Here is a 17,930-nt window from a genome sequence, read left to right as displayed (position 1 = left end):
CGACACGGAGTTGGTCTGAGATGGACTACTCCGACGCGTCGAACGACCGACTGCTCGACAGACAGGCCGAGCGAGAGTCGGGAGCGCGGAGTTACCCGCGATACCTCCCGATGGCGATACGAGAGGCGCGCGGCGTCGAAGTCACCGACGCCGACGGGAACACCTACTATGACTGTCTCGCCGGAGCGGGCACGCTCCACCTCGGTCACAACCATCCGGTCGTGGTCGAGGCCATCGAAGACGCGATGGCGGCCGACCGGCCGATGCACACCCTCGACATCACGACGCCGATCAAGGAGGCGTTCGTGGACACACTCTTCGACAGCCTCCCCGACGAGTTCGCCGAGTCAGCCAAGATCCAGTTCTGTAGCCCCGCGGGCACCGACGCCGTCGAGGCCGCCCTGAAACTCACCAAGACCGCGACCGGCAACCGGTCGGTCCTCTCGTTCCGCGGCGGCTACCACGGGATGACCCACGGGTCGCTCGGTCTGATGGGTGACACGGATCCCAAGGAGTCGATACCCGGGACGATGGGGAACGTCCACCACTTGCCGTACCCCTACCCGTACCGCTGTCCATTCGGCGTCGGCGAGGACGGCCACGAGGTCGCCAGCGAGTACGTCGAGCGCCTGCTCGAAGACCCGGAGCGCGGGTTCACCGACCCCGCAGCGATGGTCCTCGAACCGACGCAGGGAGAGGGCGGGTCCGTCGCCCCGCCCGCCGAGTGGCTCCGGGAGATGCGCCGAATCACGCGCGAACACGACGTGCCCCTCGTCGTGGACGAAATCCAGTCGGGGCTGGGCCGGACCGGCGAACTCTACGACTTCGAGCGCGCCGACATCACGCCCGACGTGGTGACGCTCTCGAAGGCGGTCGGCGGCGGTCTCCCGCTGGCGGTGACGCTCTACGACGAGGAGTTGGACGAGTGGGAGTCGGGTGCCCACACCGGCACCTTCAGGGGCAACCAGTTGGCGATGGCCGCCGGGAGGGCGACCATCGAGTACATCGTGGACAACGACCTGCCGAGTCACGCCGAGCAGATGGGCGCACGCCTGCGCGACCACCTCGACGCCGCGGCCGACCGATTCGCCGCGGTCGGCGACGTTCGGGGCCGGGGGCTGATGCTCGGAGCCGAGATGGTGGACGCATCGGCCGACGCCGACGCCCTCGGCGCGCGTCCGCCCGCCCCCGACCTCGCGGAGACCGTCCAGTCGGCGTGTTTCGAGCGCGGGCTACTCGTCGAACGCGGCGGCCGCGAGGTCGCGACCGTCCGGTTCTTACCCCCGCTAATCGTCTCGAAGGAGCAGGTCGAGGACATCGGCCGCATCTTCCGCGAGGCGGTCGAAGCCGCCGTCTCCGAAGCCACCGGCGGGTCGCCATGACGGACGCCGAGGACCTGTTCCTCGGCACCGAGTCCGGGAACGACGCCTATCGAGAGGCCGTCGAGCGGGCCAGCGCGGCGGTCGTCGAAGCGGTCTCCGAGAGCGCGACGCCCTACTCGGGGGCGTCTCCCGACCGCCTCGACGACCGGTTCGGTGGGGTCGAGTGCCTGCCCGACGAGGGCCAACCCCTCGCCGAGACCGTCGAGGAGGTCGGCGACCGAATCCTGTCGGACTCGGTCGGCGTCTCGGACCCGAGTTGCGTCGCCCACCTCCACTGCCCGCCGCTGGTGCCCGCGCTCGCGGCCGAGACCGCTATCGCCGCCACGAACCAGTCGCTCGACTCGTGGGACCAGAGTCCCGCTGCGACCTACGTCGAACGTCGGATGGTGGACCGACTCTGCGACCTGTTCGGCTACGGTCCCGAGGGCGACGGCGTGTTCACCAGCGGCGGCACCCAGTCGAACTTCGAGGCCCTCCTGCTGGCCCGCAACTGGTTCGGCCGCGAGCGGTTCGGTCGCCGCGTCGAGGAGACGGGCCTACCGCACAAGGCCAAGGCGATGCGCATCCTCTGCTCGGAGGCGGCCCACTTCACCGCGAAGCAAGCCGCCGCCCACCTCGGTCTCGGCGAGAACGCGGTCGTGACCGTCCAGACCGACGGCGACCACCGGATGGACACCGCGGCGCTCGACGCGACCCTCGCCGACCTCCGCAAGCGCGAACGCGAACCGTTCGCGCTCGTCGGGACCGCGGGCACGACCGACTTCGGGAGCATCGACCCGCTCGACGCGCTCGCCGACCGGGCCGACCGGCACGACCTCTGGTTCCACGTGGACGCGGCCTACGGCGGGGCGCTCGCGCTCTCGGAGACCCACCGCGAGAGACTGGCCGGAATCGAGCGCGCTGACTCGCTGGCGGTGGACTTCCACAAACTGTTCTACCAACCCATCAGTTGCGGGGCGCTCCTCCTCCGGGACGGCGACCGCTTCGACCTCGTCGAGCGGTCGGCGGCGTACCTCAACCCCGAGGACGGCGACCTCGCCGCGCCGAACTTGGTCTCGAAGTCGGTCCAGACCACCCGGCGATTCGACGCCCTCAAGCCCTACGTGACGTTCCGGACGCTCGGCCGAGAGCGACTCGCCGAACTGGTCGAGTCCACCCTCGCCCTCGCCGACGACGTTGCGGCCCTGCTGGCCGACGCGTCCGACTTCGAGGTACTCAACGACCCGACGCTCAACGCGGTCGTCTTCCGGTATCGCCCCGAGAGCGTCGGCGACGAGGAGGTCGGCCCACTCAACGCCGCGGTCCGGGAGGCGCTGCTCCGGAACGGCGACGCCGTGGTCGGGCGCACCGAGGTCGGGGGGACGACCGCCCTGAAGTTCACCCTGCTGAACCCGAAGACGACCGTCGAACGCGTCGCCGACGTGCTCGACGCCGTCAGGAATCGCGCGCGAACCATCGCGGTCGCAGACAGACAACTCCGACGATGAATCCGACAGCAATCGCAGAGTCCGCCACGTTGCACAGCTTCCTCAACTGCTACCTCCGGGAGACCGGCGACTACGAGGTCGCGGACGCCGCGGACACGCCCGCGCCGACCCACGGCCGCGAGCGCGTCGTCCGCGCGCCCCTGCCCGAACAGGGAATCACTCTGTTCGTCCCGCTACGGTATCGGTCGCCGACCGACCGCCACCTGTTCGACCTGCCGGGTTACTACCGACGGGGCGACCAGACGCTCGAACTCGACTACGTCACGCTGGCGTCGCTCGTGACCGAGGAACTCTCGCTGGCGCGCGACGACGCCGGGAACCGCAACGAACTCCTTCTGCGGGTCGTCCGGAGTTGCAAGAACGTCGCCCGGTTCGTGGAGGCTCGAAGGGACGACACCGAACAGCTCTACGGCTTCGACACGACGTTCCGCGAGGCCGAGCAGTCGCTGGTGTTCGGCCACCTGCTCCACCCGACGCCGAAGAGCAGGCAGGGCATCCCGCCCCACGAGTCGCCGACCTACGCGCCCGAACTGGAGGGGTCGTTCTCGCTCCACTACTTCCGGGCCGACCCCGACCTCGTCTGGCAGGACTCGGCGCTCGGCGCGACCGTCGAGGTCGATGCCGGGAGCGCCGACGCCGCGAGCGAGTGGGTGAAGTCGGCGCTCCGGGAGGACCCCGCGGTGCCCGAGTCGTTCGTCGCCGCCCACGTCGAGAGCGACGACGTGCTGATTCCGGTCCACCCGTGGCAGGCCGACTACCTGCTCGAACAGGACCACGTGCAGGCGCATCTGGGGGACGGACTGGAGTCGCTGGGCCGTGTCGGCCGGGAATTCCACCCGACGAGTTCGGTCCGGACGCTCTACGCCCCGGACGCCCCGTTCATGGTCAAGGGGTCGCTCAACGTCCGGATTACCAACTCCGAGCGCACCAACAAGCGGCCGGAACTCGACCGCGGGGTCGCCGTCGCGGAACTGCTGGACACCGAACTCGGCGACGACCTCCGCGAGCGCTTCCCCGACTTCCACGTCGTGCGCGACCCGGCCTCGCTCACGCTGACCGTCGGCGAGGGCGCCGAGTCTGGGTTCGAGGTCGTCCTGCGCGAAAACGCCTTCCGGGGCGCGGACGCCGAGAACGCGGGTCCGGTGGTCGCGCTCTGTCAGGACCGCATCGCGGGCGACGGGTCGCGGTTGGGCGAGATAATCGAGACCCTCGCCGAGCGCGAGGGGCGCTCGACGGAGGCGGTCAGTCGCGATTGGTTCCGTCGGTATCTCGAACGCTCGCTCCGGGCGATTCTGTGGCTCTACCTCGAACGCGGGGTCGGCGTCGAGGCCCACCAGCAGAACAGCGTCCTCGCGCTGGAGGACGGCTACCCGGCCGAGTTCTACTACCGGGACAATCAGGGCTACTACTTCCCGGAATCCCAGTACGACGACGTGGACGCCCTGCTCCCCGGCGTGGGCGAGCGCGCCGACACCGTCTGTCCCGACGCGGTCGCCGACGAGCGCATCCGGTACTACGTCGTGCTGAACAACCTGTTCGGCGTCGTCAACGCCTTCGGGACCGCGGGGCTGGCCGACGAGCGCGACCTGCTCGGGATTCTCCGCGAGGAACTGGAATACTGCCGGACGTTCGACCGCGAGTCGTCGTCGCTGTTGAACGGCCTGCTCGAAGACGAGACCCTGCCGTGCAAGGCGAACCTGCTCACGCGGTTCCACGACATGGACGAACTGGTCGGGTCGCTGGAGAACCAGTCGGTGTACGCCGACGTGACCAACCCGCTCGTGACCGAGACCGAGCGCGGCCCCGCGACCGAGTCGGAGGTGAGTCGGCGATGACCGGGGCCGGTGGCGTCGTCGCCGCGCCGTACGACTTCCAGACGTACGACCGGAAAGTCGAGAAGGCGATTTCGTTCCGGCAGGCCGAGATGGCCGACCTCGGGATGCTCCACGCGTGGCTCAACGAGGACCACGTACTGCCCTACTGGCAGTTGGCCGACCCGCTCCCCGAGTTCCACGACGCCTTGGCCGAGAAGTTGGCCGACGACCACCTGACCTCCTACGTCGGCCACCTCGACCACGTGCCGATGAGCTACTGGGAGTGCTACTGGGCGGCGGACGACCCCGTCGCGGACCACTACGACGCCGACGCCGCCGACCGAGGCGTCCACCTGCTCGTCGGGCCGCCCGAGTATCTCGGACAGGGCTACGCCGAACCCCTCCTCCGCGCGGTCGTCGAGATGCAGTTCCGGCACGGCGAGACCGAACGCGTCGTGGCCGAACCCGACGTGCGAAACGAAATCGTCCACCACGTCTTCGAGCAGTGCGGCTTCGAACCTCGGCGCGAAATCGAGATGGACGAGAAGACGGCGCTGCTGATGGTCTGCGAGCGCGACCGGTTCGAGCGGGAGGTGGTGGCGTGAGCCGGATTCGAGACGTTGTCGGCGTCGGACTCGGCCCGTTCAACCTCGGACTCGCCGCGCTCCTCGACGGCGCAGAGGCCGATGTAGACGCGCTCTTCCTCGAACAGGACGACGAGTTCGCGTGGCACGAGGGGATGCTGATAGCGGGGACCACGCTCGAAGTCCCGTTCCTCGCGGACCTCGTGACGATGGCGGACCCGACCAACCCCCACAGCTACCTCAACTACCTCCGGGAGCGCGACCGCCTCTACGAGTTCTACTTCTACGAGACGTTCCAGATTCCCCGCCGGGAGTACGACGACTACCTCCGGTGGGTCGCCGAACGCCTCGGGACCTGCCGGTTCGGTCGCCGGGTCGAGGACGTGGCGTGGCAGAACGGTAGTAGGGACGACGCCAGTGAGGACGGCCACTTCGTCGTGACCGCCCGGAATCCCGAGACGGGCCAGGAACGGACCTACCGCGCCCGGAACCTCGCGCTCGGCGTCGGAAGTCGGCCCTACGTCCCCGAGACCCTGCGTGGTCACCCACAGGCGGACGTGTTCCACACCGCCGAGTACCGGTTCCGACGCGACCGGTGTCTCGACGCCGACTCGATTACGGTGGTCGGGTCGGGCCAGAGCGCGGCCGAGGTGTTCCACGACCTGCTGGACCGCCAACCTGACGCCGGATACCGCCTCGACTGGCTCACGCGCTCGGAGGGGTTCTTCTCGATGGAGTACTCGAAACTCGGGCTACAGCACTTCACGCCCGAGTACGTCGAGTACTTCTACGACCTCCCCGACGACCGGAAAGACGAGATTCGGGCGGACCAAGACCTGCTCTACAAGGGAATCGACCCCGAGACCAGCGCCGCCGTCTACGACCTGCTCTACGAGCGGTCGGTCGGCGACCGGGACCCTGACGTGGGACTGTTCGCCGTGACCGAGGTCGAGGACATCGACGCCATCGACGCGGGAGAGGCGAGCGAAACGGGCGCGAACTACCGACTCGACTGCCGCCAGTGGCAGACCGACGAGTCGTTCGTCCACGAGAGCGACGTGGTGATTCTCGGGACGGGCTACCACCGACCGGTCCCCGAGTTCCTCGACCCCATCGAGGACCGAATCGCGTGGGACGAGAAGGGCCGGTATCGAGTCACCGAGGACCACCGCCTCGTCCTCGACGACGTGGCTGGCGACGTGTTCGTCCAGAACGGCGACCTCCACAGTCACGGCGTCGGCGCGCCCGACCTCGGACTGGGGTGCTACCGCAACTCCCGCATCGTGAACCGACTCGTCGGCCGGGAGGTCTACCCCGAGGACGCAGACACGGTGTATCAGGACTTCGCGGTCGAGGAGTTCGTGAACCGGCGCGGCCGCGGTCGGGGCGACGCGGACACGGGGAGCGGAGGCGGGGACGCGAGCCACCCCGAGTCCGCCGCCCCGGAGGGCGAGTGACGATGGACGACTTCGACGCGCTCCGGTCCGCGCTGAACGCCGAGACGTGGGAGACGGTCGAACGCGACCTGCTCCGGAAAATCCTCGCGGAGTTCCTCTACGAGGACCTGATCGCTCCCGCACGCGCCGGGACGGTCCCGGCCGACGAGTCCGACCCCGGCGAGTCGTGGACGCGATACCGCCTCCGACTCGACGACGGCGTCGAGTACCGCTTCGACGCGCAGTCTCGCCCCCTCGACAGTTACCGGGTTCGCGACCGGTCGGTGTTCCGCCGAACCGTCGGTGAAACGGCAGGCAACTCGGCCGACGCGACACGACCTGACGGCGAGTCGGCGGACGCCGACGAGTGGACCGAGGCGACCGACCCGCTTCGGTTCCTGCTGGACGCCCGCGGGTACGTCGGCATCGACCCGACGACCGCGGCCCACCTCGTCCGCGAGTACCGCAACACGCTCGTCGCGGACGCCCACATCCGGGCGCGGAAGGCAGACGCGCCCGCCGACGCCTCGATACTCGACCTCCCGTACGCAGCGGTCGAGGGCGAGATGGAAGGTCACCCGTGGTTCACCTACAACAAGGGCCGGGTCGGGTTCGGCTACGACGACTACCTGCGGTACGCCCCGGAGTCCAAGCGACGCCAGCGCCTCTCGTGGGTCGCCGCGCGGCGGGACCGGGCGACGTTCTCCGCGGTCGAGGGACTGGACCGCGACGGCCTGCTCGAATCGGAGTTGGGCGACACCGTCGGCGCGTTCCGGGCGACGCTGGCCGACGAGGGACTCGACCCGGCGAACTACCACTTCCTGCCGGTCCACGACTGGCAGTGGAACGACAGCGTGGTCCAGTTGTTCGCGGGCGACATCGCCGACGACGCCATCGTTCCGCTCGGCGAGGCCCCGGACGAGTACCTCCCACAGCAGTCGATTCGGACGTTCTCGAACGTCTCGGACCCGACGAAGCGCCACGTCAAACTCCCGATTCGGGTGCTGAACACCAACGTCTACCGCGGGATTCTGGGCGAGCAGGCCGAGGCCGCCCCGCGCGTGACCGAGTTCGTGAAGGGGGTGCGCGACGGCGACGCCTTCCTCCGAGACGACTGCGACCTGCTCCTGCCGGGCGAAGTCGCCAGCGTGAACTACGAACACCCGTACTTCTCGGCGTTCGACGACGCACCGTACCAGTTTCACGAACTCCTCGGGTGCGTCTGGCGCGAGAGCGTCGTCTCGATGGTCGAGGACGGCGAACGCCCCCTGACGCTCGCGGCGCTCATCCACGAGGACTTCGACGGGACGCCGCTGGTCTCGAAACTGGTCGAGCGCTCCGGACTGGGACTGAGCGAGTGGCTCGACCGGCTATTCGACGTGCTGCTCCACCCGCTGGTCCACTACCTCTACAAGTACGGCACGGTGTTCATGCCCCACGGGACGAACGTCGTCCTCGTCCACGAGGGCGGCGTGCCGACCCGCATCGCGGTCAAGGACTTCGTGGACGAGGTCGCCATCACCGACCGCGACCTGCCGGAACTGGACGAGGTACTCGCGGACGACCTGCGCGACGACGAGCGGTACAAGCACCACATCCTCCACCGCCTCCCGCCCGAACCGCTCTGCCAGCACGTCTTCGGGACGCTGTTCGTCGGCGTCTTCCGGTACGTCGCCGACCTGCTGGCCCGCCGGGAAGACTACGCCGAAGAACGATTCTGGCGGCAGGTCCGGTCGGCCATCGAGCGCTATCAGGCCGAGTTCCCCGGTCTCGCCGACCGGTTCGAGACGTTCGACCTGTTTCGACCCCGGTTCACCAAGCACTGTCTCAACCGGAACAGAATCGTGGACTACGGCTATCAGGACTTCAGCACCCGGCCGAAGGTGCGAGGCCACGGCACCGTCTCGAATCCGCTGTCCGAGTTCGGCGACCGTGGAGGCCACTAACGAGCCCTCACGGTCGAGCATCACCGAACGCGGCGAACGGTTCCGGGAGACTTATCAGTCCGTTCTGGAAAGTAGGATGTAACGTATTTTAGGCCGACCTAAATCGAAGCGATTAATTGTTTTTAGGTCGGCCTAAAAACTATGGTCGATAGCTCAGACGGTGACTCGACGCGGCGACGGTTCCTCAAAGGTAGCGTAGCAGTCGGTAGCGCGGCGCTCGCGGGCTGTACCGGCGGGTCCGGTGGCGACTCGACGACGACCCACGCGACGACCACGACCGACACTACGACGACCGAAACGACCGAAGAGACGACGCAGGACGCCTCGTACTCGGTCACACTGCCGCCGGTCGGCGACGTGTCGTTCGAGCAGGTCCCGGAAGCGTGGGTCGCGGAGAACGCGAGTTGGGCGGACATGGGCATCGCGCTCGGGTTGGAACCGCCGCTCGCCGTCGTTCTCACGGGCGAGTACCGCACTCACCACTACGACGACGTTCCGCAGCTTTCGGTCGATACCGACGAGATGACCTCGCTCTGGCAGGACGGCATCTCGAAGGAGTTGTTCTACGACCTCGACGCCGACGTCCACTTCATCGACCCGAACTACATGACGAACCTCATCCCGAACTGGAAGCAGGCCGACGTCGAGGAGATAGCTACGAACGTGGGTCCGCTCTGCGGGAACACGAGTTTCTCGACCTACTCGTGGCACGAGGACTACCCCTACTACGACCTCTACGAGGCGTTCGAGAAGGTCGCGCAGGTGTTCCAGCGGACCGACCGATACGAGGCCTTCTCGCAGTATCACGACGAAGTCATCGGCGGAATCACGGACCGACTGCCGGACGAGCGACCCTCCGTCGCGCTACTCTCCCCGGCGTCTACCGAACCCGAAAAATACTACCCGTACCGACTCGGCGACCGGACGGCGTACAAACACTGGAACGACCTCGGCATCGGCGACGCGCTGGCGGGGTCGGACATATCGACGTTCACCTCCGACCGGGGGACGATAGACTACGAACCGCTGCTGGAGATAGACCCGGAGGTGCTGATGTTCTACACCGACCAGCACCGGACCGCCGAGCAGTTCCGCTCGACGTACCTCGAATTCCTCCGCGGGCACGACACCGCGAGCACCCTGACCGCGGTCCAGAACGGGGACGTCTACCCCGCGGGCAGCATGTATCAGGGACCGATTACGAACCTCTCGAAGACCGAGCGGACCGCCAAGCAACTGTTCCCCGACGAGTTCGGCGAGGACGAGCGACTCTACGACCGTCAGCGCGTCGCCGACATCCGGAGCGGAGCGATTTGAGCCATGGAGTACACGACCCTCGGCGACACCGGCCTGTCGGTCAGTCGCATCTGTCTCGGCTGTCTCGGGTTCGGTGACGGGAAGGAGTGGATGCTCGACTCGGACGAGAGCCGCGAGATTATCGACCGGGCCATCGACCTCGGCGTCAACTTCTTCGACACCGCGAACGTCTACTCGACGGGCGGGAGCGAGGAGATTCTCGGCGAGGCCATCGACGGCTACGACCGCGACCGACTCGTCGTCGCGACGAAGGTGTTCGGCGAGATGGACGAGTCGAACCCGAACGCTCGCGGTCTCTCCCGAAAGGCCATCGAGCAGGAACTCTCGAACAGTCTGGACCGCCTCGGCGTGGACACCATCGACCTCTATCAGACCCACCGCTGGGACGACGACGTGCCCGTCGAGGAGACGCTCCGGACGCTCGACGACGCGGTGCGTCGGGGGTCGGTCCGGTACGTCGGCGCGAGCACGACGCTGGCCTACCAGTTGGCCGAGGCCCGACGCCGGAGCGAGGCGCTCGGACTCCAGTCGTTCGTCTCGATGCAGAACCACTACAACCTCCTGTACCGCGAGGAGGAGCGCGAGATGCTCCCGTACTGTCGCGAGAACGGCGTCGGAGTGCTGCCGTGGAGTCCGCTGGCGAAGGGGTATCTGGCTCGGCCCCACGCCGAACTGGAGACCACCGCGAGAGGACGGACCAACGACTACACCGACCTCTACCCGTATCTGGAGGGGAACGGCCGCGAAATCAACGAGCGCGTCGCGGAACTCGCCGACGAGAACGGAGTGACGATGGCACAGATCGCGCTCGCGTGGCTGTTCCACAAGGACGTCGTGGACGCGCCGGTCGTCGGAACGACCAGCATCGAACACCTCGAACAGGCCGTCGAAGCGCTCGACATCTCGCTGTCGGACTCCGACGTGGAGTATCTCGAAGAGCCGTACGAGCCGGTCCGTCACACTCTGTGACGGCCAGTGCGGACGGGACACGGAGTATCGCGCGAAACGCCGCCAACTCGTCTCAGTACACGTCTCGGAGTCGCTCGCGCTCCCAAGAGACCGCACTGTCCGTGAACGCCTTCCAATGACTCCGCTTGACGCCGAGGTACGTCTCGAAGAGGTCCGCGCCGAGCGCGTCGCGCAGCACCTCGTCGCCTTCGAGCGCGTCGAGCGCCGCGCCGAGCGTCCGCGGGAGTCGGTCGATGTCCCGCTCTCGGCGCGCCGCCGCCGAGAGGGTGCCGGGGTCGATGGAGACCGACTCCGGAGGCGCGAGTTCGCGTTCGATTCCGTCGTACCCGGCCGCGAGCAATCCCAGCAGGGCGAGGTACGGGTTCGCGGTGTTGTCGGCCGCGCGGAACTCCACCCGCGTCGCCTCGGGGTCGTCGGACTGGCCCGTCGCGGGCACGCGGACGAGGGCCTCGCGGTTCCCCCGTCCCCAGCAGACGAACGCCGTCGCGCCGAGTTGGGGCCGCAAGCGGGCGTAGGAGTTGACGGTCGGGGCCGTCAGCGCGACGAGACCGGGCGCGTGGTCGAGGACGCCCGCGACGAACTGTCTGGCCGTCCGACTCAGCCCCTCGTCCTCGTCGTGGAAGCGGTTGGTCTCGTCCCACAGCGACAGGTGGACGTGACAGCCGTTCGTCGCGTGGTCGAACGGTTTCGGGAGGAACGTGGCGCGGTAGCCGTGGTCGCGCGCGACGCTATCGACCGTCTCGCGCAGGAGGACGTGTTCGTCCGCCGCCCGGACGCCCGGCGCGTGGCCCGTGACGATTTCGTGTTTCCCGGCCGCGTACTCGGGGTAATACTTCTCCACGGCGACGTCCTGTGCCTTCAGCGCGTCTATCGTCGCCAAGACGGTCTCGTGAGTCTCGCGCGTACTCTTGGTCAGGTACGCTCCGCGTTCGTCCACGTTGCGGACGGTGCCGTCGTCGTCGGTCTCGAACAGGTGAAACTCGCTCTCGAACGCGACTTCGGGCGCGAGTCCGTCGGCCCGCAGTCGCTCGACGAACGCCCGGAGCGACGAGCGCGGGTCCACGGTCCACGGGTCGCCGTCGAGCGTTTCGACGTCGCAGAGCATCGCCCCCGTGCGTTCGGCGTAGGGGAGCGCCCGGAACGTCTCTGAGTCGGGGCAGAGTCGGACCTCTCCGGCGGCGTCGAACCGTCCGTCCTTGTCTCGGACGCCGAGCGCGTTGTACGTCTGCACCAGTTGGGAGAGCGTCACGCCGTCCTCGACGGCGGTTTCGACCTTCGAGGCGTCCACCGCGTGGGCGCGTATCGCCCCGCTCTGGGTCACGAACAGCAACCGCACGAGGTCGCAGTTCGCGTCCCGACATCGTTCGGCAATCGACTGGTTCTCCGTCATCAGTATCTCCTTGCAACGCGGTTATTTTAGGCTGGCCTAAAAACCTGTGGGATGCGTGAAACTGTCCGGAGAGCTATCGGACGCGAGTCCCTGTTCCGGCGGTGTAACGAGTCAGAGGACTCGGAATACGCGAACCGTGTCGCGCTTGCCGGGTTCGCAGAGGAGTTGGGCGGCCCCCAACTCCGAGAACACCTGTTCCCAGTCGCGGTGGTAGAGCGGAAAGTCGTCGTGGACGTGACTCACCTCGGCACCTTCGCGGCCGCGCCGGGGACTGTTACCCTCGTTCTCGGCGGTTATCAGTAAGTCGTCGGTGACACGGGTCAACTCCTCGAACACCCACGTGTTCTCGGGGTGAACGTGCTGGAGCGTCTCCACAGAGTAGACCACGTCGAACGCGTCGTCGTCGAACTCGGGGACGATGTCCTCCATCGCACCGGTGTGGAACGTCCCCGTCTCCGCGAGGCGCGGATAGTGGTCGGCCATCACGTCGAAAGAGTCGTCGTTGATGTCGATTCCCGTGAGGTTCTCGTACCCGTCGTCGAGCAGGTGCGCGAGGTGACGGCCGGAGCTACAGCCGACTTCGAGAATCGCGGCGTCGTCGTTCACGTAGTGGTCGAACACGGCGGCGAGGGTCTCCGTCACCTCGTTCTGTCCGATGTTGGCGTAGTACTCGGGGGAGAACTCCGTCGAGCGATCGGCCCAGTACTGGTGGTTTTCCTCCGGTTCCATACGCGACTCCAGTGGGCCGAGAGTAAAGAGTCCGCGGAGTCGCGCCCGAACTCGCCCGGTCGTATCGGCGTCTCGGACTCGATTCGTCGCGCCTACTTCCGGTGTCCTCAGACGCCCGACCCGGTGTCGGCGTCCGGCAGGTCGTACTTCTCGACGTCCATGCCGAGTTCGTCGAGCGCCTGTTCGATGTGGCGTTCCTCGGCGAAGTCCGCGCCGTCCTCCTCGCGGATGCGCTGGGCGGTCGCCAGTACCTCTCCCCGTCGGTCATCCGGAATCGCCCACTTGTCGGTCGAGAGTTCGATGACCAGTCCGTTGTGGTCCTGCGTGTACAGCGAGTGGAAGATGCCGCGGTCGAACTCGTTGCACCCGCGCCACTCCTCGTTGAGCGTCTCGCGAATCTCCACGAACTCCTCGGGGTCGATGCTGAACGAGAGGTGGTGGACAGCGCCCACGCCGGTGCGCTGGGGCCGCGGGTCCGAGTCGCGGTCCTCGTTCACGAAGAACGTGACGATGCGACCGTCGCCCGTGTCGAAGAAGAGGTGGGTCTGGGAGGGGTCGTCGAGGTTCGGTTGCCGGAGGACGAGCGGCATCCCGAGGATGTCGCGGTAGAACTCGACGGTGTCCTCGGTGTTGCTCCCGATGAGCGTGATGTGGTCGGTTCCGGTGGTGTGCATCGGACTGTCCGGGAGGTCGGCAGTTATCTCGAAGTCGTCGGCCTGTCGGCGTCTGTTGGACATACGTCCGGGTAGCCGCCGGGACCTAATAGGTCTCAGGTAACACCCGCGTCACCCCGCCCCCGGAACCCGTCCCGCGACTGACACTCGACCCGCGACCGACGCTCACTCCGCGAGTTCGTCGTGGATGCGGGCGATGGAGTCGGTGCCCTCGTCAACGAGTCCGCCGTGATAGCAGAGGGTCCGGTCCACGTCGTACTCGGCGAGCGTTCCGACGGACTCGGTCGCTTCGTCCATCTCCGGCGTGAACCCCTCGTTCGGTCCGGAGAGGTCGCCTTCCGGAGCAGTCAGCGCGTCGCCCGCGACGAGCAGGTCGGCCTCCGGGAAGACCAGCGAAACGTGGCCCGGCGAGTGGCCGGGCGTCCCGACGACCCGCATCGGTCCGGCCTCGGTCCGGAACGTGACGCCGTTCTCGATTTCCACGTCCACCGGGACGCCGACCGAGTCGCCGCCCTTCACGGGGTCCTTCCGGCCGTCGATGTAGGGCGTCTCCTCGCGCGCGGCGAACACCGCCGCGTCGGTTCGGTCGAGAACGTCGGGGAGCGACCCGACGTGGTCGCCGTCGTGGTGCGTGACGAGGACGGCCCACACGTCGTCCCACCCGAACCCGAGGTCGTCGAGGTGGACCGACAGTTGTTCGATTGCGCCGGGGAGTCCCACGTCCACGAGAACGAGGCCGCGCGGCGTCTCGACCGCGGCGGGGTGGACGACAAACTCGCCCTCGTCGCGCTCGAACGACAGCGGCAGTGCGTGTACCGCGGAGGTCTCCGTCATGCGCCCGGATACGGAGTCCCGCGTGGTAGTTCTACTGGACTATCGGGGTAGTGTCAGCCTCACCGAAAACGACCGTCTACGACGCGTCTCACTCCAGCGACTGCTCGAACGCTTGCTGGAGGTCGGCCTTCAGGTCTTCGACGTTCTCGATGCCGATGCTCGCCCGAATCAGGCCGTCGCGGAGGCCCGCGGCCTCGCGCTCTTCCTTCGGAATCGCGGCGTGGGTCATCGTCGCGGGTTGTTCGATGAGGCTCTCGACGCCGCCCAGACTCTCCGCGAGGGTGAACACCTCCGTCTCGCTCACCACGTCGGCGGTCTCGTCGAGCGAAGCGTCCATCTCGAAACTGACCATGCCGCCGAAGTCGTCCATCTGCGACGCGGCGAGGTCGTGGTCGGGGTGGCTCTCCAGTCCGGGGTAGTAGACCCGCGCCACGTCCTCGTGGTCTTCCAGCCACTCGGCCAGCGCGTGGGCGTTCTCGCAGTGGCGGTCCATCCGGACCGGGAGCGTCTTCGTGCCGCGGAGGACGAGGAAGCACTCGTGGGGGCCGGGCGTCGCGCCGACGCTGTTCTGGTAGAAGCCGAACTCCTCGTCGAGTTCCTCGTCGTTCGTCACGAGCGCGCCGCCGACCACGTCGGAGTGGCCGCCCATGTACTTGGTCAGCGAGTGAGTCACGAGGTCAGCGCCGAGTTCGAGCGGGCGCTGGAGGTACGGCGTGGCGAACGTGTTGTCCACTGCGCAGAGGGCGTCGTTCTCGTGGGCGATGTCGGCGGTGCCCGCGATGTCCACGACGTTGAGCAGGGGGTTCGTCGGCGTCTCGACCCAGACGAGTTCCGTGTTCTCTCGCATCGCGGCCTCCGTCTCGTCGAGGTCGGTCATGTCCACGAAGTCGAATTCGAGGTCGTACTTCTCGTAGACCTGCGTGAAGATGCGGTGGGTGCCGCCGTACACGTCCTCGCTTGCGACCACGTGGTCGCCGGATTCGAGCAGGTTCAGCACCGTGTTTATCGCGCCCATCCCGCTGGAGAACGCCCGGCCGTAGTCGCCGCCTTCGAGGCTGGCGACGTTGGCTTCGAGGTCCGTCCGCGTGGGGTTGCCCGTCCGGGAGTACTCGTAGCCGCGGTGTTCGCCGGGCGCGTCCTGCTCGTACGTGGAGTTGGCGTGAATCGGGGTCATGAGCGCCCCGGTCTCCTCGTCGGGTTCCTGTCCGGCATGAATCGAACGCGTCTCGAAGCGGAACTCGTCGTCGTCGGTCATACCCGTAGCGACGCACGGGCGGCAGGTTACTCTTGCCCTTTCGACACGCAGGACCGGTTTTCTACTCGCGGGGCGAAGGCGAACCCCGTCAGTCCGTCACTCTGAAACGGCCCCGGGTTCTCGAGCGTTCGGTTGCTCCGATTTCCAGAACCACGCTACGACGTTGATCCCCGCGCCGAGGAGGAACAGCGCGGTCGTCGCCCAGAACGATTTGTACCAGAGCAGGTCCATGTAGATGACAGGGCCTTTGACGAGGGGCCAGAGCGGTTCGATCCGGGTCGAGGCGTCGGGGGCCGACAGCATGTCGGCGAACAGGTGCGAGAGTCCCGCGACCCAGACCGCGATGACGCCCATCTCGTAGGCGTGCCTCGCGGCCCGGTCCGTGAACAGGTCTGTCTGGTTGTTCACCTTCGTGAAGACCCATCCGAGTAGCGGCCCGAAAACTAACGACAGGAGGGTGACGACGAGGACCGTGTGGAAGACGCCGTGGTGGTGGATGCCCGCGAACCAGTTCGAGAGGTAGAGGTCCACGTCCGGCAACATCCCGAACCAGAAGCCCAGTCCGACGAACACCGCCGCCGTCTTCCGTCGCTCGATGAAGTACCACGCGGGTGCGAGCCATATCAGCGCCATCCCGAGGTGTCCGAGTACGTCGACCATGCAGACGTTTCAGGGCGGCTACCGGCATAGGGCTGGTGGCAGTGCCGTGAAACGGCGGCTAGTTAGGCTGGCCGTACGTAGTCGGCGACCGGCGACGGCCGTCGTCACTAGCACCTTTTGGGAAGCGCGGAACGCACCATTTATAACGGAGACAGAACAAGAGGGACGTACGACTATGCCGAGTTCGAACGGACCCTACCACAGCACTCGTGACAAGCTCTCGAACGACCCCCGCGAGAGCGGTACGTCTCCGCCCCAGCGGGCCGTCCAGCAGTACGAGGAGGGCCAGAAGGTCCACCTCAAGATAGACCCGAGCGTCGAGAAGGGTCGCTTCCACCCGCGGTTCGGCGGCCAGACCGGTGAAATCGTCGGCAAACAGGGCGCGGCCTACAAGGTCAGCGTCAACGACCGCGGCAAGGAAAAGACCCTCATCGTCACCCCGGCGCACCTGAAAGCGCAGGAATAGCATGACGATATTCAAGGAGAAGGTCGAGGAGGAGTACCTGACCACGGCCGAGGCCAAGGACCTGCTCGCGGGCATCGAAGAGGAACGCGCTCTCGACGAAGACCGCGAGATGCGCTACGAACTGGCCCGTGCCATCGAACACGTCAACCGCTTCGCCACGCTCGAAGCCGAGGAGTCCCGCGAACTCGTCGAGGAACTGCTCGAACTCGACAAAGTGGACGAACCGACGGCGTACAAGATCACCGACATCCTCCCGAAGGACCGCGACGAACTCCGCGCGGTGTACGCCCAAGAGCGCTACACCCTCTCGGGCGAGGAACTCGACGACATCCTCAACGTCGTCGCAAAGTACGACTGATTGCCACCTACTCTTTAAGTGGGTCGTCGCCGTATTCTATGACAATGATCGAACAGAACGACGGCGACGAGCGAGTGCCAGCGGTCGTGCTGGACTATCTCCCGCACGGCCGGGCCGACGACGACCGGCCGCAGTACCAGAAACCCGCGCTGACGTACGCTCTCGGAGTCGAGGAGTTCCGACTGTTCGAGGTGACGCTCGAAGAGGACGTGAGCCTCACCATCACCGACCGCTTCGACGCCGACCGGTCGAACGAACTGGTCGCCAGCGTCCGCGAAATCGAGTTCGAGGACCTCTCCGGGGCGGCCCAGTCGGAACTCGAACACGCCATCCGAGACGTGGTGGAGTCGAACGAACGGCGGTTCGTCGACTTCTACAGCGACGCCCAACCCATCACGCTACGCCTCCACCAGCTAAATCTCCTCCCGGGCGTCGGGAAGAAACTCCGGAACAACATCCTCGAACAGCGCAAGCGCAAGCCCTTCGAGAGTTTCGACGACGTGGAGGACCGGGTGTCTGGGTTTCACAACCCCAAAGAGGTGCTGGTCGAGCGCATCCTCGAAGAAATTCGGGAGGACGACCTGAAGTACCGGACGTTCGTGCGAGTCGAAGAACAGCAGCAGTAGTCG

The 17,930-nt window shown here is 66.9% G+C and carries 17 protein-coding genes; 11 read left to right on the top strand and 6 right to left on the bottom strand.

Annotation, left to right across the window (positions count from 1 at the left end; all coding sequences use genetic code 11):
- The first annotated feature begins 20 nt into the window (after positions 1 to 20).
- The 8 genes from NGM06_RS14770 to NGM06_RS14735 all read left to right on the top strand — a co-directional run bounded on the left by NGM06_RS14770 (position 21) and on the right by NGM06_RS14735 (position 10,935).
- A complete protein-coding gene (locus NGM06_RS14770) occupies positions 21 to 1,382 on the top strand; it encodes a diaminobutyrate--2-oxoglutarate transaminase (protein WP_254267696.1) in 1,362 nt (453 codons plus the stop codon).
- Positions 1,379 to 2,869 (top strand): pyridoxal phosphate-dependent decarboxylase family protein, encoded by a 1,491-nt coding sequence (locus NGM06_RS14765; protein WP_254267695.1) that lies wholly within the window; start codon positions 1,379 to 1,381, stop codon positions 2,867 to 2,869. The genes NGM06_RS14770 and NGM06_RS14765 overlap by 4 nt, the downstream gene beginning before the upstream one ends.
- Positions 2,866 to 4,704, top strand: coding sequence for an IucA/IucC family protein (locus tag NGM06_RS14760; protein ID WP_254267694.1), 1,839 nt, complete (start codon positions 2,866 to 2,868; stop codon positions 4,702 to 4,704). Before NGM06_RS14765 ends, NGM06_RS14760 begins: the two co-directional genes overlap by 4 nt.
- On the top strand, positions 4,701 to 5,288 hold the full coding sequence (locus NGM06_RS14755; protein ID WP_254267693.1) for a GNAT family N-acetyltransferase: 588 nt from the start codon (positions 4,701 to 4,703) through the stop codon (positions 5,286 to 5,288). Before NGM06_RS14760 ends, NGM06_RS14755 begins: the two co-directional genes overlap by 4 nt.
- Positions 5,285 to 6,724, top strand: a complete 1,440-nt coding sequence (locus NGM06_RS14750; RefSeq protein ID WP_254267692.1) for a lysine N(6)-hydroxylase/L-ornithine N(5)-oxygenase family protein — start codon at positions 5,285 to 5,287, stop codon at positions 6,722 to 6,724. Before NGM06_RS14755 ends, NGM06_RS14750 begins: the two co-directional genes overlap by 4 nt.
- Positions 6,725 to 6,726: 2 nt before the next feature.
- Positions 6,727 to 8,649: an IucA/IucC family protein gene (locus NGM06_RS14745; RefSeq protein WP_254267691.1), complete on the top strand. Its 1,923-nt coding sequence runs from the start codon at positions 6,727 to 6,729 to the stop codon at positions 8,647 to 8,649.
- A 141-nt stretch (positions 8,650 to 8,790) separates the two neighbouring features.
- Positions 8,791 to 9,966 carry an ABC transporter substrate-binding protein gene (locus NGM06_RS14740; protein WP_254267690.1) on the top strand — a complete coding sequence of 392 codons (1,176 nt, stop codon included), beginning with the start codon at positions 8,791 to 8,793 and terminating at the stop codon, positions 9,964 to 9,966.
- Between the two features lie 3 nt (positions 9,967 to 9,969).
- Positions 9,970 to 10,935: an aldo/keto reductase gene (locus NGM06_RS14735; protein WP_254267689.1), complete on the top strand. Its 966-nt coding sequence runs from the start codon at positions 9,970 to 9,972 to the stop codon at positions 10,933 to 10,935.
- Positions 10,936 to 10,987: 52 nt separating this feature from the next.
- Here NGM06_RS14735 and glnA2 read toward each other — a convergent pair whose 3' ends face one another.
- The 6 genes from glnA2 to NGM06_RS14705 all read right to left on the bottom strand — a co-directional run bounded on the left by glnA2 (position 10,988) and on the right by NGM06_RS14705 (position 16,477).
- Entirely contained in the window at positions 10,988 to 12,325 is a 1,338-nt protein-coding gene (gene glnA2 / locus NGM06_RS14730) for a gamma-glutamylputrescine synthetase (RefSeq protein WP_254267688.1), read from the bottom strand.
- Positions 12,326 to 12,436: 111 nt separating this feature from the next.
- Positions 12,437 to 13,054, bottom strand: coding sequence for a class I SAM-dependent methyltransferase (locus tag NGM06_RS14725; RefSeq protein ID WP_254267687.1), 618 nt, complete (start codon positions 13,052 to 13,054; stop codon positions 12,437 to 12,439).
- Between the two features lie 107 nt (positions 13,055 to 13,161).
- Complete coding sequence (locus NGM06_RS14720; protein ID WP_254267686.1) at positions 13,162 to 13,791, bottom strand: VOC family protein; 630 nt, start codon at positions 13,789 to 13,791, stop codon at positions 13,162 to 13,164.
- A 102-nt stretch (positions 13,792 to 13,893) separates the two neighbouring features.
- Positions 13,894 to 14,562, bottom strand: a complete 669-nt coding sequence (locus NGM06_RS14715; protein WP_254267685.1) for an MBL fold metallo-hydrolase — start codon at positions 14,560 to 14,562, stop codon at positions 13,894 to 13,896.
- Between the two features lie 88 nt (positions 14,563 to 14,650).
- Positions 14,651 to 15,817: a cystathionine gamma-synthase gene (locus NGM06_RS14710; RefSeq protein WP_254267684.1), complete on the bottom strand. Its 1,167-nt coding sequence runs from the start codon at positions 15,815 to 15,817 to the stop codon at positions 14,651 to 14,653.
- Between the two features lie 96 nt (positions 15,818 to 15,913).
- Positions 15,914 to 16,477, bottom strand: a complete 564-nt coding sequence (locus tag NGM06_RS14705) for a metal-dependent hydrolase (RefSeq protein WP_254267683.1) — start codon at positions 16,475 to 16,477, stop codon at positions 15,914 to 15,916.
- Positions 16,478 to 16,652: 175 nt separating this feature from the next.
- Here NGM06_RS14705 and NGM06_RS14700 point away from each other — a divergent pair, with 175 nt between their 5' ends.
- From NGM06_RS14700 to NGM06_RS14690, 3 genes are read left to right on the top strand one after another with little or no spacing between them, the layout of a single operon-like run.
- Positions 16,653 to 16,943 (top strand): 50S ribosomal protein L21e, encoded by a 291-nt coding sequence (locus NGM06_RS14700; RefSeq protein WP_254267682.1) that lies wholly within the window; start codon positions 16,653 to 16,655, stop codon positions 16,941 to 16,943.
- Position 16,944: 1 nt separating this feature from the next.
- The gene (locus tag NGM06_RS14695) at positions 16,945 to 17,301 is read left to right on the top strand and encodes an RNA polymerase Rpb4 family protein (protein WP_163521886.1); all 357 of its coding nucleotides are present in this window, start codon (positions 16,945 to 16,947) and stop codon (positions 17,299 to 17,301) included.
- Between the two features lie 44 nt (positions 17,302 to 17,345).
- Entirely contained in the window at positions 17,346 to 17,927 is a 582-nt protein-coding gene (locus tag NGM06_RS14690; RefSeq protein WP_254267681.1) for a DUF655 domain-containing protein, read from the top strand.
- The last annotated feature ends 3 nt before the right edge of the window (positions 17,928 to 17,930 follow it).

The organism is Halorussus aquaticus (genome assembly GCF_024218795.1).
Taxonomy (GTDB): domain Archaea; phylum Halobacteriota; class Halobacteria; order Halobacteriales; family Haladaptataceae; genus Halorussus; species Halorussus aquaticus.
This window is presented reverse-complemented; position numbering and strand designations above follow the sequence as displayed.

Excerpts from the sequence above, each read along its gene's own strand:
- NGM06_RS14770 (WP_254267696.1), top strand. The coding sequence starts at position 21 with ATGGACTACTCCGACGCGTCGAACGACCGACTGCTCGACAGACAGGCC.
- NGM06_RS14765 (WP_254267695.1), top strand. The coding sequence starts at position 1,379 with ATGACGGACGCCGAGGACCTGTTCCTCGGCACCGAGTCCGGGAACGAC.
- NGM06_RS14760 (WP_254267694.1), top strand. The coding sequence starts at position 2,866 with ATGAATCCGACAGCAATCGCAGAGTCCGCCACGTTGCACAGCTTCCTC.
- NGM06_RS14755 (WP_254267693.1), top strand. The coding sequence starts at position 4,701 with ATGACCGGGGCCGGTGGCGTCGTCGCCGCGCCGTACGACTTCCAGACG.
- NGM06_RS14745 (WP_254267691.1), top strand. The coding sequence starts at position 6,727 with ATGGACGACTTCGACGCGCTCCGGTCCGCGCTGAACGCCGAGACGTGG.
- NGM06_RS14740 (WP_254267690.1), top strand. The coding sequence starts at position 8,791 with ATGGTCGATAGCTCAGACGGTGACTCGACGCGGCGACGGTTCCTCAAA.
- NGM06_RS14735 (WP_254267689.1), top strand. The coding sequence starts at position 9,970 with ATGGAGTACACGACCCTCGGCGACACCGGCCTGTCGGTCAGTCGCATC.
- glnA2 (WP_254267688.1), bottom strand. The coding sequence starts at position 12,325 with ATGACGGAGAACCAGTCGATTGCCGAACGATGTCGGGACGCGAACTGC.
- NGM06_RS14725 (WP_254267687.1), bottom strand. The coding sequence starts at position 13,054 with ATGGAACCGGAGGAAAACCACCAGTACTGGGCCGATCGCTCGACGGAG.
- NGM06_RS14720 (WP_254267686.1), bottom strand. The coding sequence starts at position 13,791 with ATGTCCAACAGACGCCGACAGGCCGACGACTTCGAGATAACTGCCGAC.
- NGM06_RS14715 (WP_254267685.1), bottom strand. The coding sequence starts at position 14,562 with ATGACGGAGACCTCCGCGGTACACGCACTGCCGCTGTCGTTCGAGCGC.
- NGM06_RS14710 (WP_254267684.1), bottom strand. The coding sequence starts at position 15,817 with ATGACCGACGACGACGAGTTCCGCTTCGAGACGCGTTCGATTCATGCC.
- NGM06_RS14705 (WP_254267683.1), bottom strand. The coding sequence starts at position 16,477 with ATGGTCGACGTACTCGGACACCTCGGGATGGCGCTGATATGGCTCGCA.
- NGM06_RS14700 (WP_254267682.1), top strand. The coding sequence starts at position 16,653 with ATGCCGAGTTCGAACGGACCCTACCACAGCACTCGTGACAAGCTCTCG.
- NGM06_RS14695 (WP_163521886.1), top strand. The coding sequence starts at position 16,945 with ATGACGATATTCAAGGAGAAGGTCGAGGAGGAGTACCTGACCACGGCC.
- NGM06_RS14690 (WP_254267681.1), top strand. The coding sequence starts at position 17,346 with ATGATCGAACAGAACGACGGCGACGAGCGAGTGCCAGCGGTCGTGCTG.